Consider the following 19,416-nt stretch of genomic DNA (forward strand, 5'->3'; position numbering starts at 1 on the left):
CAGTGTCGGCCGTACGCCTGTTGTCAGCCGTACCCCTGTGATCCCCAGTAGTAATGCCAGTTCCGGCCGGAACGGGCATTACTGCTGCAGATCACATATCTTGTGCTGGTGGCTGGTGGCTGGTGGCTGGTGGCTGGTGGCTGGTGGCTGGTGGCCTGTCTAGCCCAGGTCCGGGGCTCCGAGCCTGAGGGATTCGAGCTGTTCCTCGCGGGTGGGGGCCGGGTGGACGGTGACGAGTTCGTCGGCGTCGGCGAGCTTCGCGAAGTCGGCGAGTTGCTCGCGCACCCGTTCTGGTCCACCCACTGCCGTGTAGCGCATCATCGAACGAATCTCGGTTGCTGCCGGGGTGTCTCTGATGGCCTCGGCCTGCTCGATGGTGAGAGGCACGTCGCGGCCGCGTGAGAGGAAGGCTCGGATGCGCTCAAGCTCGGCTCGCGCGAACAGCTGCCGCGCGGCCTCGTCGTTTTCGGCAGCGATCACGTTCACCCCGGCGCTCACGTACGGCTCGGGGTGCTGCGCGCTCGGCTGATAGTTCGTCCGGTAGTGCTGCACTGCCGCGTTCAACGCTTGTGGTGCGAAGTGGGATGCGAACGAGTAGGGCAACCCCAGCTGCGCGGCGAGGTTCGCGCCGAAGAGGCTCGAACCGAGAATGGTGATCGGAACGTTCGTGCCGCGCCCCGGGTACGCGTTGACACCCGTGATGGGCAGATCGCTTCCGAGGTACGCCTGGAGCTCGAGCACGTCGTGGGGGAACGCGTCTGCGGCCTGCACTGTTCGACGGAGTGCCTGGAAGGTCGCGCCGTCGGTTCCGGGAGCGCGCCCCAGGCCGAGGTGGATTCTGCCCGGATGCAGTTCGGCAAGTGTGCCGAACTGCTCGGCGACGACGAGCGGGGAGTGGTTTGGGAGCATGACGCCGCCCGAGCCGAGGCCAATGCGCTCGGTCTGCGACGCGATGTGCGCGATGAGTACCGCTGGCGAGCTCGACGCGATTGTCGGCATGTTGTGGTGCTCGGCGTACCAGATTCGCTCGTAGCCGCCTGCTTCTGCGGTCTGCGCGAGGCGTACCGAGTGCGCGAGTGCGGAGGCGACTGTGCCCTCCCGCTCAACGGTTGCGAGATCAAGGAACGAGAGCTTCGGGGCTGCCATACTTTCTGCAACGGGGAAGGCGTGTGCGCTATTCCTCGCCGGGTGGTTTGCGCGTCGGGGAACTCCAGATGCATGCCGCACACACAGACGGCGTCCGGACTCGGCACAGCATCTAGACTGAATCCCGTGTCCGACCCAGCCCACGCAACACAGGCAGCCGCTGCCGGCCCGCTGTCGCGGCTCGTTGCCTGGGTGAAGCGCATCCCAACCGGCTGGTTTGCAAGTATTCTCACCGGCCTCTTTCTTGCCGTCACGGCCGCGTTTGGCGGTCTCGCGCCCGTAGCTGAAGCCGCCGTGGCGCCGCTCGAAGTGGGCGAAGCCCAAGACGGCGCGCAGCTCTCTGTCGCCGTTGAGCGTGCGGTACTGTTCGATTCGTTTCCAGAGGCCGGAGCCTACGCCGAGGAAGGCGAACGGGTGCTCGCGCTGCTCGTGACCGTTGAGAACCGGTGGAGCAAGCCGCTCCTCAGCTCGCACGGTGCTGTCGAGCAGGCGCTTCGGCTCGACGGTGTGACTGCAGACGTCGATGACGCCGAGCCTTCGGCGATCGCGCGGCTCGACGATGCAACATTTGGGCCATGGCTTCAGCCGGGAGTTCCTGCGGACCTCGTCGTCTCATGGGTGGTGCCGGAGACGAGCATTCAGGTGGGCGACCCAGTGAGCGTCGTGGTCCGCGAGGCAACCCTTGAAATCGGTCAGGGTCTGACAAGCGACGAGCGCTGGGTTAGCCCTCAGGCAACCGCCTCAGTCGACCTCGTCGTCGCAGCTGGCGGCGACCGCGGGGGCGCCGAGTGACTGGCGCGACGATCACCAGGCCACGCCTGCGAACCGCTGCGACCTGGGCGGTCGGCATCTTGCTGCTCGTGCTTGCGTCGCTACTCCTTCGCATCGTTCCCACTGACGCGGATAGTGAGCGGCCGTTCGTCGTGACCGCCGCGGTGGGCGAGCGCGCATCAGCGCGCACGTTTGAAATGACAGTCTCCAACGTCGAGCTTGTTGACGTGCTCCGGGCCGGCGACTGGAAGCAGCCCGGGAACTGGCTCGTGGTCGACGTGTCTGCTGAGGGGACGGGGAGCGACGTGACCGCCTATCTCGGCCGGGCCGCGTTTATGCTCGACGCTGGCGCAGGTACGGATGCAGCGAGCCGCGAATATCGTGCGAGCGAGCGGTTTATGTCGCTCGTCACTGAGCCACTTGTGACTGGAGTGCCGCGCGCCGGAACTATCGCCTTCGAGCTTCCAGTTGACGCTGCGGGAGGCGGTGCACTCGAGTTTGCCCAACATGGTGACACTCGGCTTGACTCGCTCGTGAGCTTCAGCGTCGACCTTGATGAGCTTCCGCGCGTCGCTGAGCGGGAGATCCGCGAGGCGGGATGGGGAACGGAATGAACTGGTTGAGAAGAAACCGGCTCGCCTTGCTCGCGCTCCTCGTACTCCTGCCCGTCACCGCGTGGGTGATGAGCTCAAACGCGTGGAGTGGGTACCTCGCGCATCAACCCACCAGGCCAGTTCCGATCGCGGGCGGCGCTGTGAACTATGCGGGCGCCATCATCGGCCCCGCGCAGCCGACCGAGCTTGACGCGAGGGCGCACGGCCTCCCGGAGGGCACCCGATTGGTGAGGATCGTGCTCCCTGTCCGACCGGTCGCCGGCGACCGTGCGACCTGCCATGCGCCCGAGCTGTGGGATCGCGGTGGCGAACGGCGCTGGGCAGAACTCTCCGACACGATCGGGGCCGAACCACTCGACCGTTTGACAGCGTGTACCCCCGACGAATCGCCCTACGAACTGGTGCTCGACTACGTCGTGCCCGACGATGCCCGCGAGCTCTCACTCGCGGTGCTGTCGTCGTCGGAGCTGCCTGCCTTCGCTGAAATCCCGATCAGTTCGTCGTAGCTGCTCGCGACGAGCGCCATGCGGATGGGCTCGATGATGAGCGGGATCGCGAGCAAGATCATCGAGTCAGCGAGCAGCCAGAAACTGTTGATGTCGTGCGGGCCCAAAGCTCTGAAGATGCCGACCCGGAGGGCGCCCTCGAGGAACAGTACCGCAGTGAACGCGAGCACGTACGCCCCGATAAACGCGGGGCCTGCGGTGCGCATGTGGAGCACGGCTTTCCAGATTGGGGTGAAGCGCGACGCGAAGTCACGCCAGAGGTCTCCGAGGCGCGACTGCACCTGGGCGGGCAGCAGTTTGAAACGGCGTTCGAGGTGCGCCGCGCGCGTCGGCACGGTGATCTGGGGCGTCGCGAGCTGTACCGAGCGCCCGTAGATGACACCGACGATTGCGAGCCAGGCGAGGGGCGCGATCGTCACCTTCGCTGCTTCGCCAATGACGAGTACGACGGTGTCCCACGTGGCGCCGAGTGGCGCGAGCCAGCCTGTGAGGCTCGCCCGCAAGTCCGAGAGCCAGACCATGGCCTGGCGTGAGTCGACCCATGCCGCGAGTGACTCGAGCTGGCGGGAGACTACCGTTACGGACAGGTAGATCCACAGCGTCTCGAGATACACAGCCGCGAGGGCGAAGCCTCCGGGGAGCCGATCCTGGTATCTGCCCCACAGCCACCGCAGGCAGTACGCGACAACAATGATGGCGATGGTCGTGAAGGAAACCCCAAGAACCTCGGGCGACGGTGGTTCGGTGGCGTCGCCACCGTCGACCGTCGAAGTGAACACGATATCGGCGCGCACTTCAAGGCGCCGGTGAAAGTAGCTCGTGACGTCGTCAGCAAGGTACCCGCGGGCCGCGTAGAACGCGACGAACGGGAGAATCCCTGCGAGCAGCGCGTCGGTGAACCTGCGTATGGGACGCTTGCCCGGTTCTGGGAGGGCGCCAACGTTGCTGAGCCCGTCGCGCAGGATCACGAGCATCGCGACAAGTGCCACAAGCCGCGCGAGCACAGCAAGGGGCAGCAGCACGACCCCGAGCTCGGCGACCCAGGCGCCGACGAAACCCGCGAACTGGATGAGTACGTGATGGAGCAGCATGCCCGCCAGATAGCAGGCAACGAGAAGCGGACCGTAGGCTCCGAGGAGCCGCACGGTCCGCTTCCCTGCAGCGATCATCCGCCGCGCCTTCCTGTACTAGACCGCGTCGACGATCGAGAGCAGCGGGTGGCCGCTCGGGACTGTCTGGCCGAGCGGCGCATCGATATTGCAGACAATGCCCGAGCGGTGAGCGTAGATCGACTGCTCCATCTTCATCGCCTCGAGCACGACGATAAGTTCGCCCTCGGCGACTTCCTGGCCGTCTTCAACTGCGAGCTTCACGACAGTTGCTTGCATCGGAGCAGCAACCGAGTCGCCCGTCGCCGTGGCGACGCCCGAACCCTTCGCGCGCTTCGGCGCTGGGCCGCGCGTGACATCTTGATCAGCGATGGGCAGCAGGGTTGTCGGCATCGTGACCTCGACGCGACGGCCCGCAACCTCGACCACAACTGATTGGCGGGTTGACGCGGTCGACGGGGCAGCGCTCTCGCCCTCCCACGGCTCGATGTCGTTCACGAACTCCGACTCGATCCACAGCGTGTAGACGCCGAATGTGCCGTCCTCTGCGGTGAACGCGGGGTCGCGGACGATCTTGCGGTGGAACGGCAGAACCGTGGGCAGGCCCTGGACCTCGAGCTCGTCGAGCGCGCGGCGTGACCGCTCAAGTGCTTCCTCGCGGGTCGCGCCTGTCACAATGAGCTTGCCGAGCATCGAGTCGAACGCGCCGGAGATGACGTCGCCTGACTGCACGCCGGTATCGACGCGAACGCCCGGGCCGAGCGCAGGCTTGAAGAGCGAGACCGGGCCGGGAGCGGGGAGGAAGCCGTTGCCTGGATCCTCGCCGTTCAGACGGAACTCGAAGGAGTGGCCGTGCGCGACCGGATCTTCGTAGTCGAGGACGCCGCCCTCGGCGATGCGGAACTGCTCGCGGACGAGGTCGATGCCGGTGACCTCCTCGGAGACCGGGTGCTCAACCTGCAAGCGGGTGTTCACCTCGAGGAACGAGATCGTCCCGTCTTTCGCGACGAGGAACTCACAGGTGCCCGCGCCGACATAGCCGACCTCGCGAAGGATCGCCTTGGAGGCTGCGTAGAGCTCCTCGTTTTGCGCGTCGGAGAGGAACGGCGCTGGCGCCTCCTCAACAAGCTTCTGGTGACGACGTTGCAGCGAGCAGTCGCGCGTTGAGATGACGACGACGTTTCCGTGGCTGTCCGCGAGGCACTGGGTCTCAACGTGCCGGGGCTTCTCGAGGTACTTCTCGACGAAGCACTCGCCGCGGCCGAAAGCCGCGACAGCCTCACGTGTGGCTGACTCGAAGAGGTCTGCGACCTCCTCGCGCTTGTAGGCGACCTTGAGGCCGCGGCCGCCGCCGCCGAAGGCAGCCTTGATGGCGACGGGCAAACCGACCTCGTCCGCGAAGGCGAGCACCTCGTCGGCGCCCTGAACGGGGTCGCTGGTGCCTGGCGCGAGCGGGGCGTTCACCTTCTCAGCGACGTGTCGTGCGGAGACCTTGTCGCCGAGGCGCTCGATGGCCTCGGGGCTCGGGCCGATCCAGATGAGACCCGCGCCGATGACCGCGCGCGCAAAGTCGGCGTTCTCGGCGAGGAACCCGTAGCCCGGGTGCACGGCGTCCGCGCCCGAACGGCGAGCGACGCTCAGGATCTTGTCGATTGCGAGGTAACTGTCAGCGCTCGTGGAACCGCCGAGAGCGTACGATTCGTCGGCAAGCTGCGAGTGCAGCGCGTCGCGATCCTGATCGGCGTAAACGGCGACGGAAGCGATGCCGCTGTCAGCAGCGGCGCGAATAATACGAACGGCGATCTCGCCTCGGTTGGCGATGAGCACTTTACGAATGCGAGACATAAATTACAGCCTATTCGAGGAACGGTGCCGCAAGTTGGATATTCGTCACAAACCTTTTGCGAGATCGTTGCCGAAGGCTACATCGCGTTGGCGTCGTAACCTGCGTCAACATGGCCATAATTTCGCTATTCCTCCGCGCGGTTCTGGCGGTAATGTAAACCTGTGTGAGTCGCACCCGGCGACACTCGATTGGGGACACCAAAATGGCAAATGACAACGCACTTGATGCCCTGCTTTCGCAGGTTCCGGTCGGCGAGCTCGCCGCGAAGCTTGGAGTTGACGAAGACACTGCGCTTGCAGCGGTGAAGCAGGCCCTTCCTGGCCTCCTCGGTGGTCTCGCGGTGAACGCAGCGAGCGACGAAGGCAAGCAGAAGCTCGAGGGCGCTCTCAGCAAGCACACCCCGACCGACGGCAAGATCTCGCTCGAGGCCATCGACGAGGCTGACGGTCAGAAGATCGTGAAGCATGTGCTTGGCGACAAGGAAGAGGCAGTGGCGAACGCGCTCGGCGCGCAGGCTGGCAACGCGAGCATCGCGAAGTACATCCCGATGCTTCTCCCGCTCCTTGCTCCGATCGTGATGCAGTTCCTTGCAGGGAAGTCGAAGGCTGCCCCGGAGGCTGCAGAAGACAACGGCGGCGGCATCGGTGACGTCCTTGGTGGTCTCCTTGGTGGGCTGACCGGTGGAAACCAGGCCCAGAGCACGGGTGGCGGCATTGGCGATCTGCTCGGTGGCCTCCTCGGTGGCGGAAAGTCGCAGAGCGGCGGCGGACTGGGCGGCCTCCTCGGCGGCCTGCTCGGCAAGTAGCCACAGCAAACATCGCCACACAGAGTGGCACTCGGCCCGCGCTCGTCGTATGACGGACGCGGGCTTTTGCGTCGCCCGGCTAGACTGATCCCGTGGTTAATCCAGACGTTCAGGGCCGGGTCTACCCGCCCACCCAGCCGTACCTTGTCGGGCGTGAGAAGGTGCGCGAGTTCGCTCGCGCAGTGTTCAGTAGCTCGCCGCTCCACCTCGACCCCGAGGCCGCGCGCGCAGCCGGCTTCGCCGACGTGGTGGCTCCGCCGACCTTCGCCGTGACTGTGCAGGAGGCGACACTCGCTCAGCTGCTCGCTGACGAGGAGGCAGGCGTCGACTTCTCCCGCGTCGTGCACGGCGACCAGCGCTTCAGCTACACGCGCCCGATCGTCGCTGGCGACGAGCTGACTGCGACACTCACGATCGCCGCCGTGAAGCAGCTCGGTGGGCACTCGATGGTGACGGCCTCGAGCGACATCGTTGACGCCGATGGAGCGCACGTTGTGACCGCCATCTCTACCCTTGTCGTTCGAGGAGAAGACGCATGAGCGCAGCAGTGACATTCGAGGGCCTCGCCAAGGGTGACGTCGTCGCCGAGCGCAACCACACTCTCACCCGCGACAGCCTTGTCAGGTACGCGGGCGCTTCGGGGGACTTCAACCCGATTCATTACCGCGACGACTTCGCACAGTCCGTCGGCCTTCCGGGGGTGCTTGCACACGGAATGCTGACGATGGGTGTTGCGGGTTCGCTCGCAACTGACTGGCTCGGTGCTGCCGGCTACGTCGTTGACTTCCAGTCCCGCTTCACACGGCCCGTTCCTGTCGATGCCGCGCTCGGCGCCGTGCTCACTGTCACGGCGACAGTCGGCGCACTCGACGAGGACGCTCGCACGGCTCGACTCGACCTCAAGGTGACGTTCGATGGTGCGACGGTTCTGGGTAAGTCCCAGATGGTGGTGGCGTTCGCGTGACGTCTCAGCCCCTCGCCGCGCTCACGACGATGCGGGTTGGTGGCCCCGCCGAGGAGATCCTCACGGCGCACACTCGCCAGGAGCTCACCGAAGAGGCGATCCGGCTGTGGGAGCGCGGTGACGACTGGCTGCTGCTTGGCGGTGGTTCGAACACGATCGTTGCTGACGAGGGCTACCCCGGACCCGTGCTTCTCGTCCGTACGAGCGGCCTCTCAGTCATTGACGACCCCGAGCTCGGGCCTGGCGCCGTGAGGCTTCGAGTGGAGGCGGGCCATGACTGGGACGCGCTCGTTGCGGAGTGTGTGGAGCGCGGCTGGGCGGGCATCGAAGCGCTCTCTGGTATTCCAGGCATGGCGGGTGCGGCGCCCGTGCAGAACATCGGCGCGTACGGCCAGGAGCTCTCGGACGTGCTGCACTCGATCGAGTTCCTTGACGCGAGCACGTACGAGCCCCGCCGGATGCAGGCGGCTGAGCTTGAGCTCAGCTACCGTGACTCGGTCATCAAGCAGGGGCTCGAGGGCGTGGTGCTGTCGATCGACATCGTGTTGAGCGACGCGGGTGTTGGTGTCGGCGAGGCCGGCCCCGAACCGATGTCAGAACCCATTGCTTACTCGCAGCTCGCGGGGGCACTTGCCGTTGAGCTTGGCGCGCGCGTTCCCCTGCGGACCGTGCGCGAGACAGTGCTTCGCCTACGCGCGTCGAAGGGGATGGTGCTCGACGAGGCTGACCACGACTCGTGGAGCGCCGGTTCCTTTTTCACGAACCCGATCGTGACCGAGCGGTTCGCACGTGGGCTCCCCGAGAACGCACCCCGCTTCCCAGTCGCAGAGACGGGCCCGACCGCCGCGGTGACGACGTTTGAGGAGCTCGCCGCCGGTCAGCCCCTCCGGGTTCCAGCGACGCCCCCAGAGCGTCGGGTGAAGCTCTCGGCAGCCTGGCTCATCGAGCAGTCTGGCGTGCCCCGCGGCTACAGGCTGCCGGGCTCGGGGGCGTCGGTCTCGACGAAACACACGCTCGCGATCACGAACCGCGGGGGCGCGTCGGCATCTGACGTCGGCGAACTCGCTCGCTTCATCGTGCAGCGGGTGCAGCAGGAGTTCGGGCTTGTGCTCGTGCCCGAACCGAACCTCTACGGGATTGAACTGTAGCTCGTCGCCTGGCGCGGGAACCGCGCGCTATTGTCGGCCTGCCGCGGCGATGATCTGCTGCACCTGATCGGCGGTAAACGCGAACACCTCGCCGCCGGTGATGGGTTCACTCACGGGCAGGATCCTGACCCGCGTTTCGCCCGCTTCGACGACTGTCGCGCCGGCCCAGTTCCGCGCGGACTCCTCGTCGCGCGGCCCGAATGCTTCGGCGAGGTTCGCGACACCCGGAGCCACGATCACCGGGATTCCATGCACCGTCTCGACGATTGGGTGGTGGTAGTGCCCAGCGAGTACCGCGCGAACGTCGGTGCCCCTGAGCGCGTCCCACAGCCGTGCGGCTGAATCGTCGTCGAGCGAAAGTGCCTGGAGAAGCTCGGTTTGAGCGGCGATGGGAGGGTGATGCATCACGACGAGCGTGCCGTGTTCAGCGGGAGTGGCGAGCACGTCTGCAAGGAAGTCGGTCTGCGCCGGTGCGAGCTCGCCGTAGCCTGCTCCCGGCACCGACGTGTCGAGCACGACTGTGCGCCAGCCGTCGAGTGTAACTGCCGAGGCGACGGGGGAGTCTGCTTCGTCGGCACCCGGCTCCGCAGCGAGGACACGGATCCCGTCACCTTCCTGGCCAGCGCCGAGAACCGCCCTGAATGTCGCACGATTGTCGTGGTTACCCATCGCGTACAGCGTGCGCGCACCACGCTCGCGCGCCCACGGCTCGATGATGCTGACCACGCGCTCGTATGACTCGACGGTGCCGTCCTCGCTGACGTCGCCCGAACACACGACGAGATGAAAGGGCTCGTCAGCGAACCTGTCGAGCACGCGCGCGAGGTTCCCCGCGGTGTCCACGACACCGTAGTGGCGCGAATCGTCGCCGTACAGGTGGGTGTCGCTGAGATGGAGCACACGCAAGGTAGTCATGGCTGCACTGTACTCCGCCGGCGTGAACGGCGGGTGATTACATCGACTTGAACGGAATAGGTCGGGCCTCGCACTGGTTACATTTCGCATGCATAACACCGCCACCGCGCCGCTCGGCACGCTGCTCGAGAGCATCGACGTCGTTGTCACGCAGACGACCCGCGTCACGCTTCGCCGAGGCCGCCGGACAGTGACGCCGGCTGGCGCCACCACGCTCCTCTACGTCGTTCACGGGGCGCTCGGTGGTGACTCTGCGACCTCCTGCGTGACCGACCCGCGAAGCACCGGAGGGATCGTAGCGCGCGGCCACGTCAGCGAGTTTCCGGCGGGCGCCGCACTGTTCACGATGGGCGCCGTGCCGCTCGAGTTCGAGGCACAGACAGACGCCGAACTCGTGGTGATTACGGTCGAGCTCAACGAGACCGCGCACAGGCTGCGTCGGCTGCTGCCTGACCCGCTCACGATCACCGACTTCTCCCGCCTCGACCCGGCGCTCGCTTCGCTCGCAAGCAACATGGGTGCGAAGGGTTCGCCTGATCCCGTTGTCGCTGCGGGTGGCGGGGAGGTCGTATGCCGACTGATGGCACGTACGCTGCTAGTTGGAGTGCTCAGGGCGTGGGTGTCTGCGGGCTGCGCGCCGAGCGGGTGGGCGGCTCGTGTCGCGGATCCATACCTTGATCCGGTACTCGCCGCTATTCATCGGGACCCCGGCCAGGACTGGTCGCTTGACACGCTCGCGAGTCTCGGCGCGATGTCGCGTTCGGCGTTCGCCAGGCGCTTCCGCGAAGTCCTCGGCTCCTCGCCAGGCCAGTACATCACTGGCGTGCGCATGGAGGACGCGAAGCGCAGGTTGTCGCATGGCGCGACCGTGACGCAGACTTCCCGTGAGCTCGGCTACTCGTCGGACGAGGGCTTCAGCCGGGCGTTCAGACGCCACACGGGCGTCTCGCCGTCGCGCTGGGAGTAAGCGCCGCACGCGCGGCCGGCGCCCACTCCCAGCCGGCGCCTACTGGCGCCCGCGGTGCGAGACGCCGAAGAGCGCCGACCCGCACACCAGGATGACGATCGCTGCGACGTACACGGTCGTGATGCCTGCCGCGTCGCTCAGGATCCCGCCGCCCGCGGCGGCGAGGAAGATCGCTCCTTGGAACCCGACGACGACGAGGCTTCCGCCTGCTTCGAGCGCGTCGGGGAGGCGGTGGCCCGCCCACGTGTTCACAACGAGCAGCCATGATGCGAAGAAGAAGCCCCACACGGTGACTGCAATTCCGACGGCCCAGAGCGCGCCAGGGGCAGCGAGCACAACGAACGCGGCTGTCGCGATGACGACAGGCGCGAGCATCGACAGCTGCTTGAAGGCGCGGTCGACAACGAGGCCGATCACGAAGTTGCCGATGAAGCCGCCAGCGCCGAACATCGCGAGCAGCATGACGATTGTTGCGGGCGTGAGCGGGGCTCCTGTCGCGTCGGTGACCCGCTCAAGCGCGAGCCTGATGTAGGTGTAGGCGGCGAAATGGCCGAGCACAACGAGCACGTGTCCACCGAGCCCGAGTGAGACGCCGGGCACTCGAAGCGCCCGCCCGAGCGCGGCGAACCCGCCCGACTTCATCGCCGGAATGCGGGGAAGCGTCGCGCGCAGGGAAACGGCGAGGAGTAGCATCGCCGCCCCGATGATCGCGAACACTACGCGCCAGTCGAATGCGTTGGAAAGCATGACGCCAGCAGGCACGCCCGCAACTGTCGCGAGCGAGACGCCGCCCGAGGTGAACATGAGCGCCCGCCCGAGTCGCGCGGGGCCAACGAGGCTTGATGCGGCGCTGATCGACATTGACCAGAACGTCGACAGCGCCGCGCCAAGCATGAATCGCGCGACGAGGATGAGCCAGAACGACGGCGCAAGTGCGACGAGCGCATTTGACGCGGCTCCGAGCAGCGCCATCCAGATGAGGAGGGATCGCCTGTCAATCCTCGGGAAGAGGCTGCCGACGACGAGCGCCGTGATGAGGCCTGCGAGCGCCGTCATGCTCACCGTCTGGCCGGCCTGCCCGGTGGTGATGCCGAGACCTGCGGCCATCTCGGTGAGTACCCCGTTGGGTAGAAACTCACTCGTGACGAGCAGAAAGCTCATCGCCATCAGCGTGAGTAGGGCGGTGTAGGGCATGGGGTGTTGCTTCGCCGACAGTTCGCCGGCGACTGGGATGGGCGCGGTTGTGGTCATGGTTCTAGCGTTCCAGTGCGTAGGCCGGGCCGCCCGACCTGGCGAACCCGCTTCCCGACCGAACGTGCACAGAGCGCACCGGGCGCAGCACCCGGCGCGCCTCTGGTTAGACGTTGTCGAGCGCGGTTCGCAGATCCGCGATGAGGTCCCTAGGCGATTCGAGCCCTACCGAGAGCCTGAGGAGGCCCGGTGTGATCCCGAGGCGCTCGTTGATCTCGGGCGCGAACGTCGCGTGCGTCGAGCTCAGCGGGTGAATGATCATCGAGCGGGTGTCGCCGATGCCAGTCATCCGCGAGAAGACCCGCAGCCCATCGACGAAGGCGCGCGCACCGTCGATCCCGCCGCGCACAGTCACGCCAAACACCGACCCTGTGCGGGCACCGAGCCCGTTCGATGCAAGCCCGTAGTCGCGCACCGCCAGATCGTACAGCGGTGACGAGGGAAGCCCCGCGTAGTCGACTGACTCGATCTCCGGCTGCGCCTCAAGCCACGCGGCAATCTCAAGCGAGGAATTCACGTGCCGCTCCATGCGCAGCGACAGCGTCTCCATGCCCTGATGCAGCAGGAAACCATTGAACGGCGACAGCGACGGCCCGATGTCGTTCACCACCGCCTCGCGTGCGGCGCGCGCATACGCGCCGGGCCCGAAGCGATCAACCATCGAGCCAAGCCCCGGCTTCACATCAGTGATGAACGGGTACGAGCGGCCCGCAGCCTGCGCGGCGTTCCAATCGAAGTTACCGCCGTCGACGATCGCACCGCCAACCGCTGCACCGTGGCCGGTGAGGAACTTGGTCGTCGAGTGCACCACAATGTTCGCGCCGTGCTCGATCGGCCGGATGAGTGCCGGGCTCCCGACAGTGTTGTCGACGATGAGTGGCAGGTTGTGCTTCGCTGCGACCGCGGCGATGCGGCGTAAGTCGGTGACATCGTTGCGCGGGTTCGGGATCGTCTCGGTGTAGATCGCCTTCGTGTTGGGGTGGATTGCCCGCTCCCACTCGGCGTCGTCATCGGCGTCCCAGACATAGTCGACCTCGATGCCGAAGCGCTTGAAGCTGCGCCCGAAGAGGATGCGCGTCCCGCCGTAGATCGACGCGGTCGATGCGATCCTGTCGCCGTTCTGCGCGAGTGTGAAGAGCGCGGAGGAGATCGCGGCCTGGCCGCTCGACACCGCGACCGTGGCCGACCCGCCCTCGAGCGACGCGAGGCGCGCCTCGGCGACGCCGTTCGTCGGGTTGCCCTGGCGCGAGTAGATCGGATCGATGCTGCGTCCCGCGAAGCGGTCGACCTGATCGTCGAAGCTCTCGAACACGTAGCCTGCCGAGAGCGCGATCGGCGGCACGCGCAGGCCCGTGTTGAGATCGGGGTACTCGCCAGCGTGCACCTGACGGGTGTCGAAGTCGAAGCCCTCCCAGTCAGAGACGGGCTGTGCTGGTTCGGCCATGACTATGCCTCCTGGGTGAGTGCAGCGGTGGACGCGGGCGTGGTGGGTGCGGGCGCGGTTGAACTTGGCGCGCCGGAGCTTGGCTCGGTGGGTCCCGGCGTGCGAGCGGGCAGGATCGAGGCGATGCGCCGCACCGCCTCGCGGATCGTGTCGGGCGCGCACGCGAGGTTCAGACGAACGTGGCCCGCCCCCGCCGCGCCAAAGAACGCGCCATTGTTCAGCGCGACCTTCGCGTCTTCGAGCACCCGCGTGTATGGGTCGTCGCCGAGCCCAGCGTCGCGCAGGTCGAGCCACGCGAGGTAGCCAGCGCGCGGTACGGCGAGGTGCACGCCCGGAAGCTCGGCCGGCACGAGCTCGGCGAGCAGCGAGACATTCGCCTCGATCTGCGCGACGGCGCGGTCGAGCCAGTCGCGGCCGTCATTGAACGCGGCGACCGAGGCGTGCAGACCAAGGATGCTGGCGCGGGTCACGGTCTCGGGCGGCAAGTCTGCGAGCACCCGGTTCGCTCGGTCATCCGCCGCGACGATGACCGCGCATTTGGTACCCGCGATGTTCCAGCCCTTGCTCGCCGAGATCGTGGTGACCGAGAGCGCGCCGGCTGCCGCAGCGAGCGGGGCGAACGGCGTGAACGTCACGCCCGAGTGTGTGAGCGGGGCGTGGATCTCGTCTGACACGACTGCGACCCCGTGCGCCGCGGCAAGCCGTGCAAGCTCAGTGAGCTCATCGCGTGTATACGCAATGCCGTGCGGATTGTGCGGGTTGCAGAGCAGGAACACGTCGGCGCCGGCGGCGAACTCGCGCTCGATTGCCGCGAGGTCGAGACCGGCCGGGGCGTGCCCGTCTGACGCAGAGCCCGTGGTGAGCGGCACCTCCGCGATCTCGAACGGCAGTTCTTCGAGCATCTCGAAGAACCCGGGGTAGACGGGCGTTGGCACCACGACTCGGGTGCCGTTCGGCGCGAGCACACGCAGCGACTCAACGACGCCCGTGGCGACATCGGTTGCGAGGTGGATCCGCTCGTGCGGCACCTCCCAGCCCCAGCGATCGCGTGCGAAGTCGGCAAACGCGCCAGCGAGCGGACCCGGCCCGTCGAGATAGCCGAGGTCAGAGGCCTCGATCCGCTCGACGAGCGTGCGTCGAATTTCGGGCGCAACCGCGAAGTCCATCTCTGCAACGAAGAGGGGCAACGTATCTTCGGGGAACCGTGTCCACTTCAGGCTCGTACGCTGCGTGCGCAGCAGCGCTGGGTCGAGCTCGGCGAACGGTACGCCGCTCGGGTCTGCACTCTGGGTCTCCAAACAGTCGGCCATGCCACTCATCATGCACGCGACTCGCGTGGCGCGCGAGGACGGAGGTAACGCGGCGTCACGAAGCGCCGCGCCCCCGTCTCCCTGCCTTGCGGCTACGTCCGCGTGAGTGTGCGCACGATTCCTGAGGTCAGCGCCTCGAGCGGGCCGCGCTTGCCCGTCACCGAGAGGATGACACCGATGACGAGCACTCCCGCAAGCTGGACTCCGAACGCGCCGAGACCGGCGACCCACCAATTCGCTCCGTCTGGCATCTCGACGCCGGCGTAGAGCGGCGCGTAGACGAGGGCGGTCGCGAGCAGGTGTAGCGTGTAGATCGTGAGCGGGGCGGCACCCGCAGCGCGGAATACGTCTGTGAAGCGGCTGGGGCCCCGGTCGTGGGTGTCGAACAGGGTGACGAGCAGCCCGATGACGGCGAGTGCGATACCCACTGTGCGAAGCATTTCGGCCGGTGAACCCGAGTGGGGCGCGGCGATGAGCTGCGACCAGAGCTCGGGAGAGTTTGGCGAGCCGAACTGCTGCATGCCGAGGTATTCGACGAATGTCGCCATGTCGAGGCCGTCGGGTGCAGAGACGCCGAACCGCGCGAGGTTCGCGAGCGTCCAGTTCGAGATGAGCGTCGCCGCCGTCGCGAGGAGCGCACCGAACGCTGCGAGCCCGAGAGCCGAGCGGCCGAGTGTGCCGCGGGCGTTCGCCGCGAGCAGGGCTCTGGCAATCAGGATGCCGACGAGCAGGTAGGCAACCCAGGTGATTGCGGGGTAGACGCCGGTGAGGATCATTCCGCGCAGCGTCTCGAACGGCGCGTCGGCGACAGACTCAAACGAGGGCGATCCCGCCTCCTCGACGATGTCGAGTGCACTTCTGGCGGTCGCATTCACGAAGCCGCCGCCGAGCCAGAGGGCGCCAGCGGCGACCCCGATCAGCCAGGATGGGGCGACGATGAAGACCGCGACGAGAATCATCGCAACGCCGTAGTAGCTGAGCACGACAATGATTGGCACGTCGAGCGCGCCGAGCGCGAGACCGAGGACCATGAGGATCACACCGCGCAGCATGATCGATGCGATGGCCGCGCCAGGCCTTCCGGCGCTCAGCGCGCGCCGGCTGGCGAACACGGCGCTGATGCCTCCAAGCACAGCGAACAGGGCGGCAGCGATCCCGCTCGTGAGCGTCGTTGCGATCTCGCCCGCTCGCTGGTTGAGCTCGGACGCGGTCGGATCCATTTCGGAGACCGCGACCAGGTGATTTGCCATCATGCCGAGGACGGCGAGAAACCTGGCGAGGTCAATTCCGACGTAGCGTGCCGCCCCGCGGCCTGTGCCCGCTTTCGGGCGCGTCAATGACGGTGCAGTTCGTTCCATGGTCTCCAGTCTGCACGGGAGGTCCACTCCCGCGCGTCAGCCCGTGGGGTCACGCGTGTGGCACCAGGGTACCGTCGCAGTTAGGAGGCGCGCCGAATGTGGTCGCGCGCGTGTTCGAGCGCGGGCTCAAGCTCGTCGAAAAGGTGGTGGGGATCGCGCAGCGAGCGGATCACCCCGAGGCGTTCCAGCAGCGTCCGGTGGTGAGCCTGCACGCCCTTGATGAGCACGGTGACGCCGCGGCGCTCGAGGCTCGTGACGAGCCCGGCGAGGGCGTTCGCGCCCGTGGCGTCGATGATCTGGAGGTCGGAGAGGCGGAGGATTGCAACCTCGACGCCAGGCTCGTCGGAGATTGCCTCGACGAGTCTGTCGGCTGCGCCAAAGAAGAGGGAGCCCTCGACGCGGAAGAGCGCGATCCGCTCGTCGCCTTCGGCAGCCTCGCCGGGGAGTGTCTCGCGAGTCGCGACGCTCATGTTGCCCAGTGTGCGAAGCGCGAAGAACGCCGCGACGGCCACGCCGATTCCGACGGCGACGACAAGGTCAACGCTCACTGTGATGAGCAGAGTGACAGCGAATGTCGCGGCACTCGACTTGCCTGAACTAAAGACTCGCCGCGCTGTCTGCCACGACACCATGCGCGCCGCTGTCATCATCAGCACGCCGGCGAGTGCGGCGAGCGGAATCGCCCCGACGATCGGGGCAGCGACGAGTACGACAAGTAGGAGCGCGAGCGCGTGCACGATCGCAGCGACTCGCGTACGGGCGCCTGAGCGGACGTTTACCGCAGTGCGCGCAATCGCCCCGGTCGCAGGCATCCCACCAAAGAGGCCTGACGCGACGGACGCGAGGCCCTGCCCAAACAGTTCACGGTCGGCGTTCACGGGCCCCGTGTCTGCGATCGTCGCGGCAACGCGAGCCGAGAGCAGCGATTCGATTGCCGCGAGGGCCGCGACTGCCGCAGCCGGGCCAGCGAGCGAGGCGAGCATTGCCGCATCAAATGCTGGAAGCGTTGGGGCTGGCAGCGAACTCGGCAGCTCCCCGATATTCGGGAGCGCCGAGCCCATAAGCACCGCGGCGACCGAGACAACGAGAATCGCGACGAACGACGACGGGAAGCCAGGTGCGAACCTGTCGAGGAGCAGCATGATGAGCGCCACGGCGGCAACCGCGGAGAGGGGGAGGAGCGCCTCCGGCCAGCTCGCCTCGGTGATTGTCTGCCACGCGGCCACGACGGCGTTTGACGAGTGGCCCGTGTTCTCCACGCCGAGTGCCGCCGGAACCTGTTGGAGAAAGATGATGATGCCGATGCCCGCCGTGAATCCCTCGATCACTGGCCACGGGATGTAGCTCACGGCGCGGCCAAGCCTGAATACACCGGCAGCGACGACCATGAGGCCCGCCATGAGACTGACGACGGCGACGGCCGCTGGGCCGTGCAGCACGACGATGGGGGCGAGCACCACGACCATCGCCCCCGTGGGGCCTGAGACCTGAACGTTCGAGCCGCCGAACACGGCGGCGACGAGCCCAGCGACGATGGCGGTGATGAGCCCCGCTTCGGCGCCAACACCGGAGCTCACGCCAAACGCGAGGGCGAGTGGCAGCGCGACAATACCGACGGTGAGGCCGGCTACGAGGTCGCCGCGCCAGCCTGCCTTGAGGCCGCGGTAGTCGTCTCGAGAGGGAAGCAGGGAGCGAAGCCCCGCAAGAATTGAGGACACGTGTCGCCTTTCTCCTTGTCCTTCAATCATGCCCCACTCCCGCCCCGTGATCATTTGTTAATAGGAATTTCAAAAGAAAAGCTGGGCCGGAGACCCAGCTCAGGGATAGTCTGATCCAGAAAATAGCAAATAAGGGGAACCGATGGATATCTTCCTTTTCATTACGCAGTTGCTCGTTGTGCTCGCGTGCATCGTGATGGGCACGCGTTCGAGCGGTGTCGGGCTCGGACTGTGGGGCGGCACCGGCGTCGCGATCCTCGTCTTTGTCTTCGGGCTCGCCCCCGGAGCTCCGCCAGTCGACGCGCTACTCATCGTCCTCTCGGTGGTGCTCGCATCGTCGATGATGCAAGCCGCTGGCGGTATCGACTGGATGGTGTCGATCGCGGCGAAGGTGATCGCGAAGAACCCGAAGCAGATCACGCTCATCGCGCCGCTCACCGCGTTCCTCTTCTCGGTCGGCGCCGGCACCTCGAACATTCTCTACCCCTTGCTTCCCGTGATCTACGACCTGTCGTACCGAAACGGCATCCGCCCCTCGCGGCCGCTCTCGCTCTCTGTCGTTGCTACGGGCGTCGCGCTCGCCTGTAGCCCGGTCTCGGCGGCGATGGCAGCGATGATCGCCCTCACTGATACGGCGCCGTGGAACTTCGAGCTCATGGACATCATCAAGGTGACGCTCCCCGCAGCGATCGTCGGCATCTTCCTGGCGAGCCTGTTCGTTCGTCGCCTCGGTAAGGACATCGCCGACGACCCCGAGATCCAGGCGAAGATCGCCTCGGGCAAGCTCGTCGCCCCTGGTGCGACCGCGACCGAGGTGAAAGCCGAGGTTACAGTGACCACGCAGGGCCGCTGGGCAGCAATCATCTTCTTGTTGGGCGTGCTCGCGATCGTGATCTTCGGCCTCTTCTCGGGCCTCCGCCCGCTCACTGGCGAGGGCAACCCGATCTCAATGACGCCAATCATTGAGATCATCATGTTCGTCGCGGGTACGCTCATCATGCTCGTGTCGAAGCCGAAGGTGTCAGAGATCCCGACAATGACTGTGTTCCGCGCCGGTATGGTCTCGGCGATTGCACTCTTCGGCCTCGCGTGGCTCACAAACACGTTCCTGGGCGAGCACTCGCAGCTCGTCGCTGATGGCATCGGCGGCCTCGTCGACACCGCCCCGTGGATCTTCGCGCTCGGCGTCTTCCTCGTCTGTGTGCTGACGACGAGCCAGTCGACCGCCACGAACTCGATTGTGCCGATCGGCCTCGCTGCAGGAATCCCGCTTGGCCTCATGAGCGGCATGTGGGCTGGCGCGTTCGCAGGCATCTACCTGCTTCCGACAAACGGTTCACAGATCGCCGCGGCGAACTTCGACGAGTCGGGCTCCACGAAGCTCGGCACGAAGCTCGTGGACCACTCCTTCTTCCTGCCGACACTGATTCTTGCCGTGGCGACGATCGCCGTCGGCTCGCTGTTTGGCGTGATCTGGGGCGGCTAACCTCAGCACCAACGGCTCGGGCCTCGGCGGATTCGTTCCGCCGAGGCCCGTGCTGTTC

Annotated in this window: 18 protein-coding genes; 9 read left to right on the top strand and 9 right to left on the bottom strand. The window is 66.5% G+C overall.

Features of this window, described 5'->3' with window-relative positions:
• Window positions 1-159 precede the first annotated feature (159 nt).
• On the bottom strand, window positions 160-1,146 hold the full coding sequence (locus tag KI794_RS01320; RefSeq protein WP_119281722.1) for an LLM class flavin-dependent oxidoreductase: 987 nt from the start codon (window positions 1,144-1,146) through the stop codon (window positions 160-162).
• A gap of 126 nt (window positions 1,147-1,272) precedes the next feature.
• Here KI794_RS01320 and KI794_RS01325 point away from each other — a divergent pair, with 126 nt between their 5' ends.
• The 3 genes from KI794_RS01325 to KI794_RS01335 are packed head-to-tail and all read left to right on the top strand — an operon-like array spanning window position 1,273 to window position 3,037.
• Window positions 1,273-1,938 (top strand): hypothetical protein, encoded by a 666-nt coding sequence (locus tag KI794_RS01325; RefSeq protein ID WP_255808835.1) that lies wholly within the window; start codon window positions 1,273-1,275, stop codon window positions 1,936-1,938.
• Window positions 1,935-2,531: a DUF4352 domain-containing protein gene (locus KI794_RS01330; RefSeq protein WP_255808836.1), complete on the top strand. Its 597-nt coding sequence runs from the start codon at window positions 1,935-1,937 to the stop codon at window positions 2,529-2,531. The genes KI794_RS01325 and KI794_RS01330 overlap by 4 nt, the downstream gene beginning before the upstream one ends.
• Window positions 2,528-3,037 carry a hypothetical protein gene (locus KI794_RS01335; RefSeq protein WP_255808837.1) on the top strand — a complete coding sequence of 170 codons (510 nt, stop codon included), beginning with the start codon at window positions 2,528-2,530 and terminating at the stop codon, window positions 3,035-3,037. The genes KI794_RS01330 and KI794_RS01335 overlap by 4 nt, the downstream gene beginning before the upstream one ends.
• Here the strand turns inward: KI794_RS01335 and KI794_RS01340 are convergent.
• On the bottom strand, window positions 2,941-4,206 hold the full coding sequence (locus KI794_RS01340) for a hypothetical protein (protein WP_255808838.1): 1,266 nt from the start codon (window positions 4,204-4,206) through the stop codon (window positions 2,941-2,943). The two genes, KI794_RS01335 and KI794_RS01340, sit on opposite strands and share 97 nt — an antisense overlap.
• 18 nt (window positions 4,207-4,224) lie before the next feature.
• Window positions 4,225-5,991, bottom strand: a complete 1,767-nt coding sequence (locus KI794_RS01345) for an acetyl/propionyl/methylcrotonyl-CoA carboxylase subunit alpha (protein ID WP_119281718.1) — start codon at window positions 5,989-5,991, stop codon at window positions 4,225-4,227.
• Window positions 5,992-6,194: 203 nt separating this feature from the next.
• On the opposite strand from KI794_RS01345, the gene KI794_RS01350 reads away from it, so the two are divergent.
• The 4 genes from KI794_RS01350 (at window position 6,195) to KI794_RS01365 (ending at window position 8,909) form a co-directional block, all read left to right on the top strand.
• Window positions 6,195-6,797 (top strand): DUF937 domain-containing protein, encoded by a 603-nt coding sequence (locus KI794_RS01350; protein WP_119281717.1) that lies wholly within the window; start codon window positions 6,195-6,197, stop codon window positions 6,795-6,797.
• 92 nt (window positions 6,798-6,889) lie between these two features.
• Entirely contained in the window at window positions 6,890-7,336 is a 447-nt protein-coding gene (locus tag KI794_RS01355; RefSeq protein WP_119281716.1) for an FAS1-like dehydratase domain-containing protein, read from the top strand.
• Window positions 7,333-7,761: a MaoC family dehydratase gene (locus KI794_RS01360; protein ID WP_119281715.1), complete on the top strand. Its 429-nt coding sequence runs from the start codon at window positions 7,333-7,335 to the stop codon at window positions 7,759-7,761. Before KI794_RS01355 ends, KI794_RS01360 begins: the two co-directional genes overlap by 4 nt.
• On the top strand, window positions 7,758-8,909 hold the full coding sequence (locus KI794_RS01365; protein WP_255808839.1) for a UDP-N-acetylmuramate dehydrogenase: 1,152 nt from the start codon (window positions 7,758-7,760) through the stop codon (window positions 8,907-8,909). Before KI794_RS01360 ends, KI794_RS01365 begins: the two co-directional genes overlap by 4 nt.
• Window positions 8,910-8,936: 27 nt before the next feature.
• Here KI794_RS01365 and KI794_RS01370 read toward each other — a convergent pair whose 3' ends face one another.
• Window positions 8,937-9,824 (bottom strand): metallophosphoesterase family protein, encoded by an 888-nt coding sequence (locus tag KI794_RS01370; RefSeq protein WP_255808840.1) that lies wholly within the window; start codon window positions 9,822-9,824, stop codon window positions 8,937-8,939.
• 88 nt (window positions 9,825-9,912) lie between these two features.
• Here KI794_RS01370 and KI794_RS01375 point away from each other — a divergent pair, with 88 nt between their 5' ends.
• Entirely contained in the window at window positions 9,913-10,791 is an 879-nt protein-coding gene (locus tag KI794_RS01375; protein WP_255808841.1) for a helix-turn-helix transcriptional regulator, read from the top strand.
• 39 nt (window positions 10,792-10,830) lie between these two features.
• Here KI794_RS01375 and KI794_RS01380 read toward each other — a convergent pair whose 3' ends face one another.
• From KI794_RS01380 to KI794_RS01400, 5 genes are all read right to left on the bottom strand, one after another.
• Window positions 10,831-12,042 (bottom strand): MFS transporter, encoded by a 1,212-nt coding sequence (locus KI794_RS01380; protein ID WP_255808842.1) that lies wholly within the window; start codon window positions 12,040-12,042, stop codon window positions 10,831-10,833.
• Window positions 12,043-12,148: 106 nt separating this feature from the next.
• Complete coding sequence (locus tag KI794_RS01385; protein ID WP_255808843.1) at window positions 12,149-13,486, bottom strand: O-acetylhomoserine aminocarboxypropyltransferase/cysteine synthase family protein; 1,338 nt, start codon at window positions 13,484-13,486, stop codon at window positions 12,149-12,151.
• 2 nt (window positions 13,487-13,488) lie between these two features.
• Window positions 13,489-14,796 (bottom strand): MalY/PatB family protein, encoded by a 1,308-nt coding sequence (locus tag KI794_RS01390; RefSeq protein WP_255808844.1) that lies wholly within the window; start codon window positions 14,794-14,796, stop codon window positions 13,489-13,491.
• 92 nt (window positions 14,797-14,888) lie between these two features.
• Window positions 14,889-16,154 carry a heparan-alpha-glucosaminide N-acetyltransferase domain-containing protein gene (locus KI794_RS01395; protein WP_255808845.1) on the bottom strand — a complete coding sequence of 422 codons (1,266 nt, stop codon included), beginning with the start codon at window positions 16,152-16,154 and terminating at the stop codon, window positions 14,889-14,891.
• Between the two features lie 80 nt (window positions 16,155-16,234).
• Window positions 16,235-17,872, bottom strand: a complete 1,638-nt coding sequence (locus KI794_RS01400; RefSeq protein WP_255808846.1) for a SulP family inorganic anion transporter — start codon at window positions 17,870-17,872, stop codon at window positions 16,235-16,237.
• Between the two features lie 142 nt (window positions 17,873-18,014).
• On the opposite strand from KI794_RS01400, the gene KI794_RS01405 reads away from it, so the two are divergent.
• Window positions 18,015-19,358 carry an anaerobic C4-dicarboxylate transporter gene (locus tag KI794_RS01405; protein WP_119281709.1) on the top strand — a complete coding sequence of 448 codons (1,344 nt, stop codon included), beginning with the start codon at window positions 18,015-18,017 and terminating at the stop codon, window positions 19,356-19,358.
• The last annotated feature ends 58 nt before the right edge of the window (window positions 19,359-19,416 follow it).

Origin of the sequence: Leucobacter aridicollis (assembly GCF_024399335.1) — a bacterium.
Taxonomy (GTDB): domain Bacteria; phylum Actinomycetota; class Actinomycetes; order Actinomycetales; family Microbacteriaceae; genus Leucobacter; species Leucobacter aridicollis_A.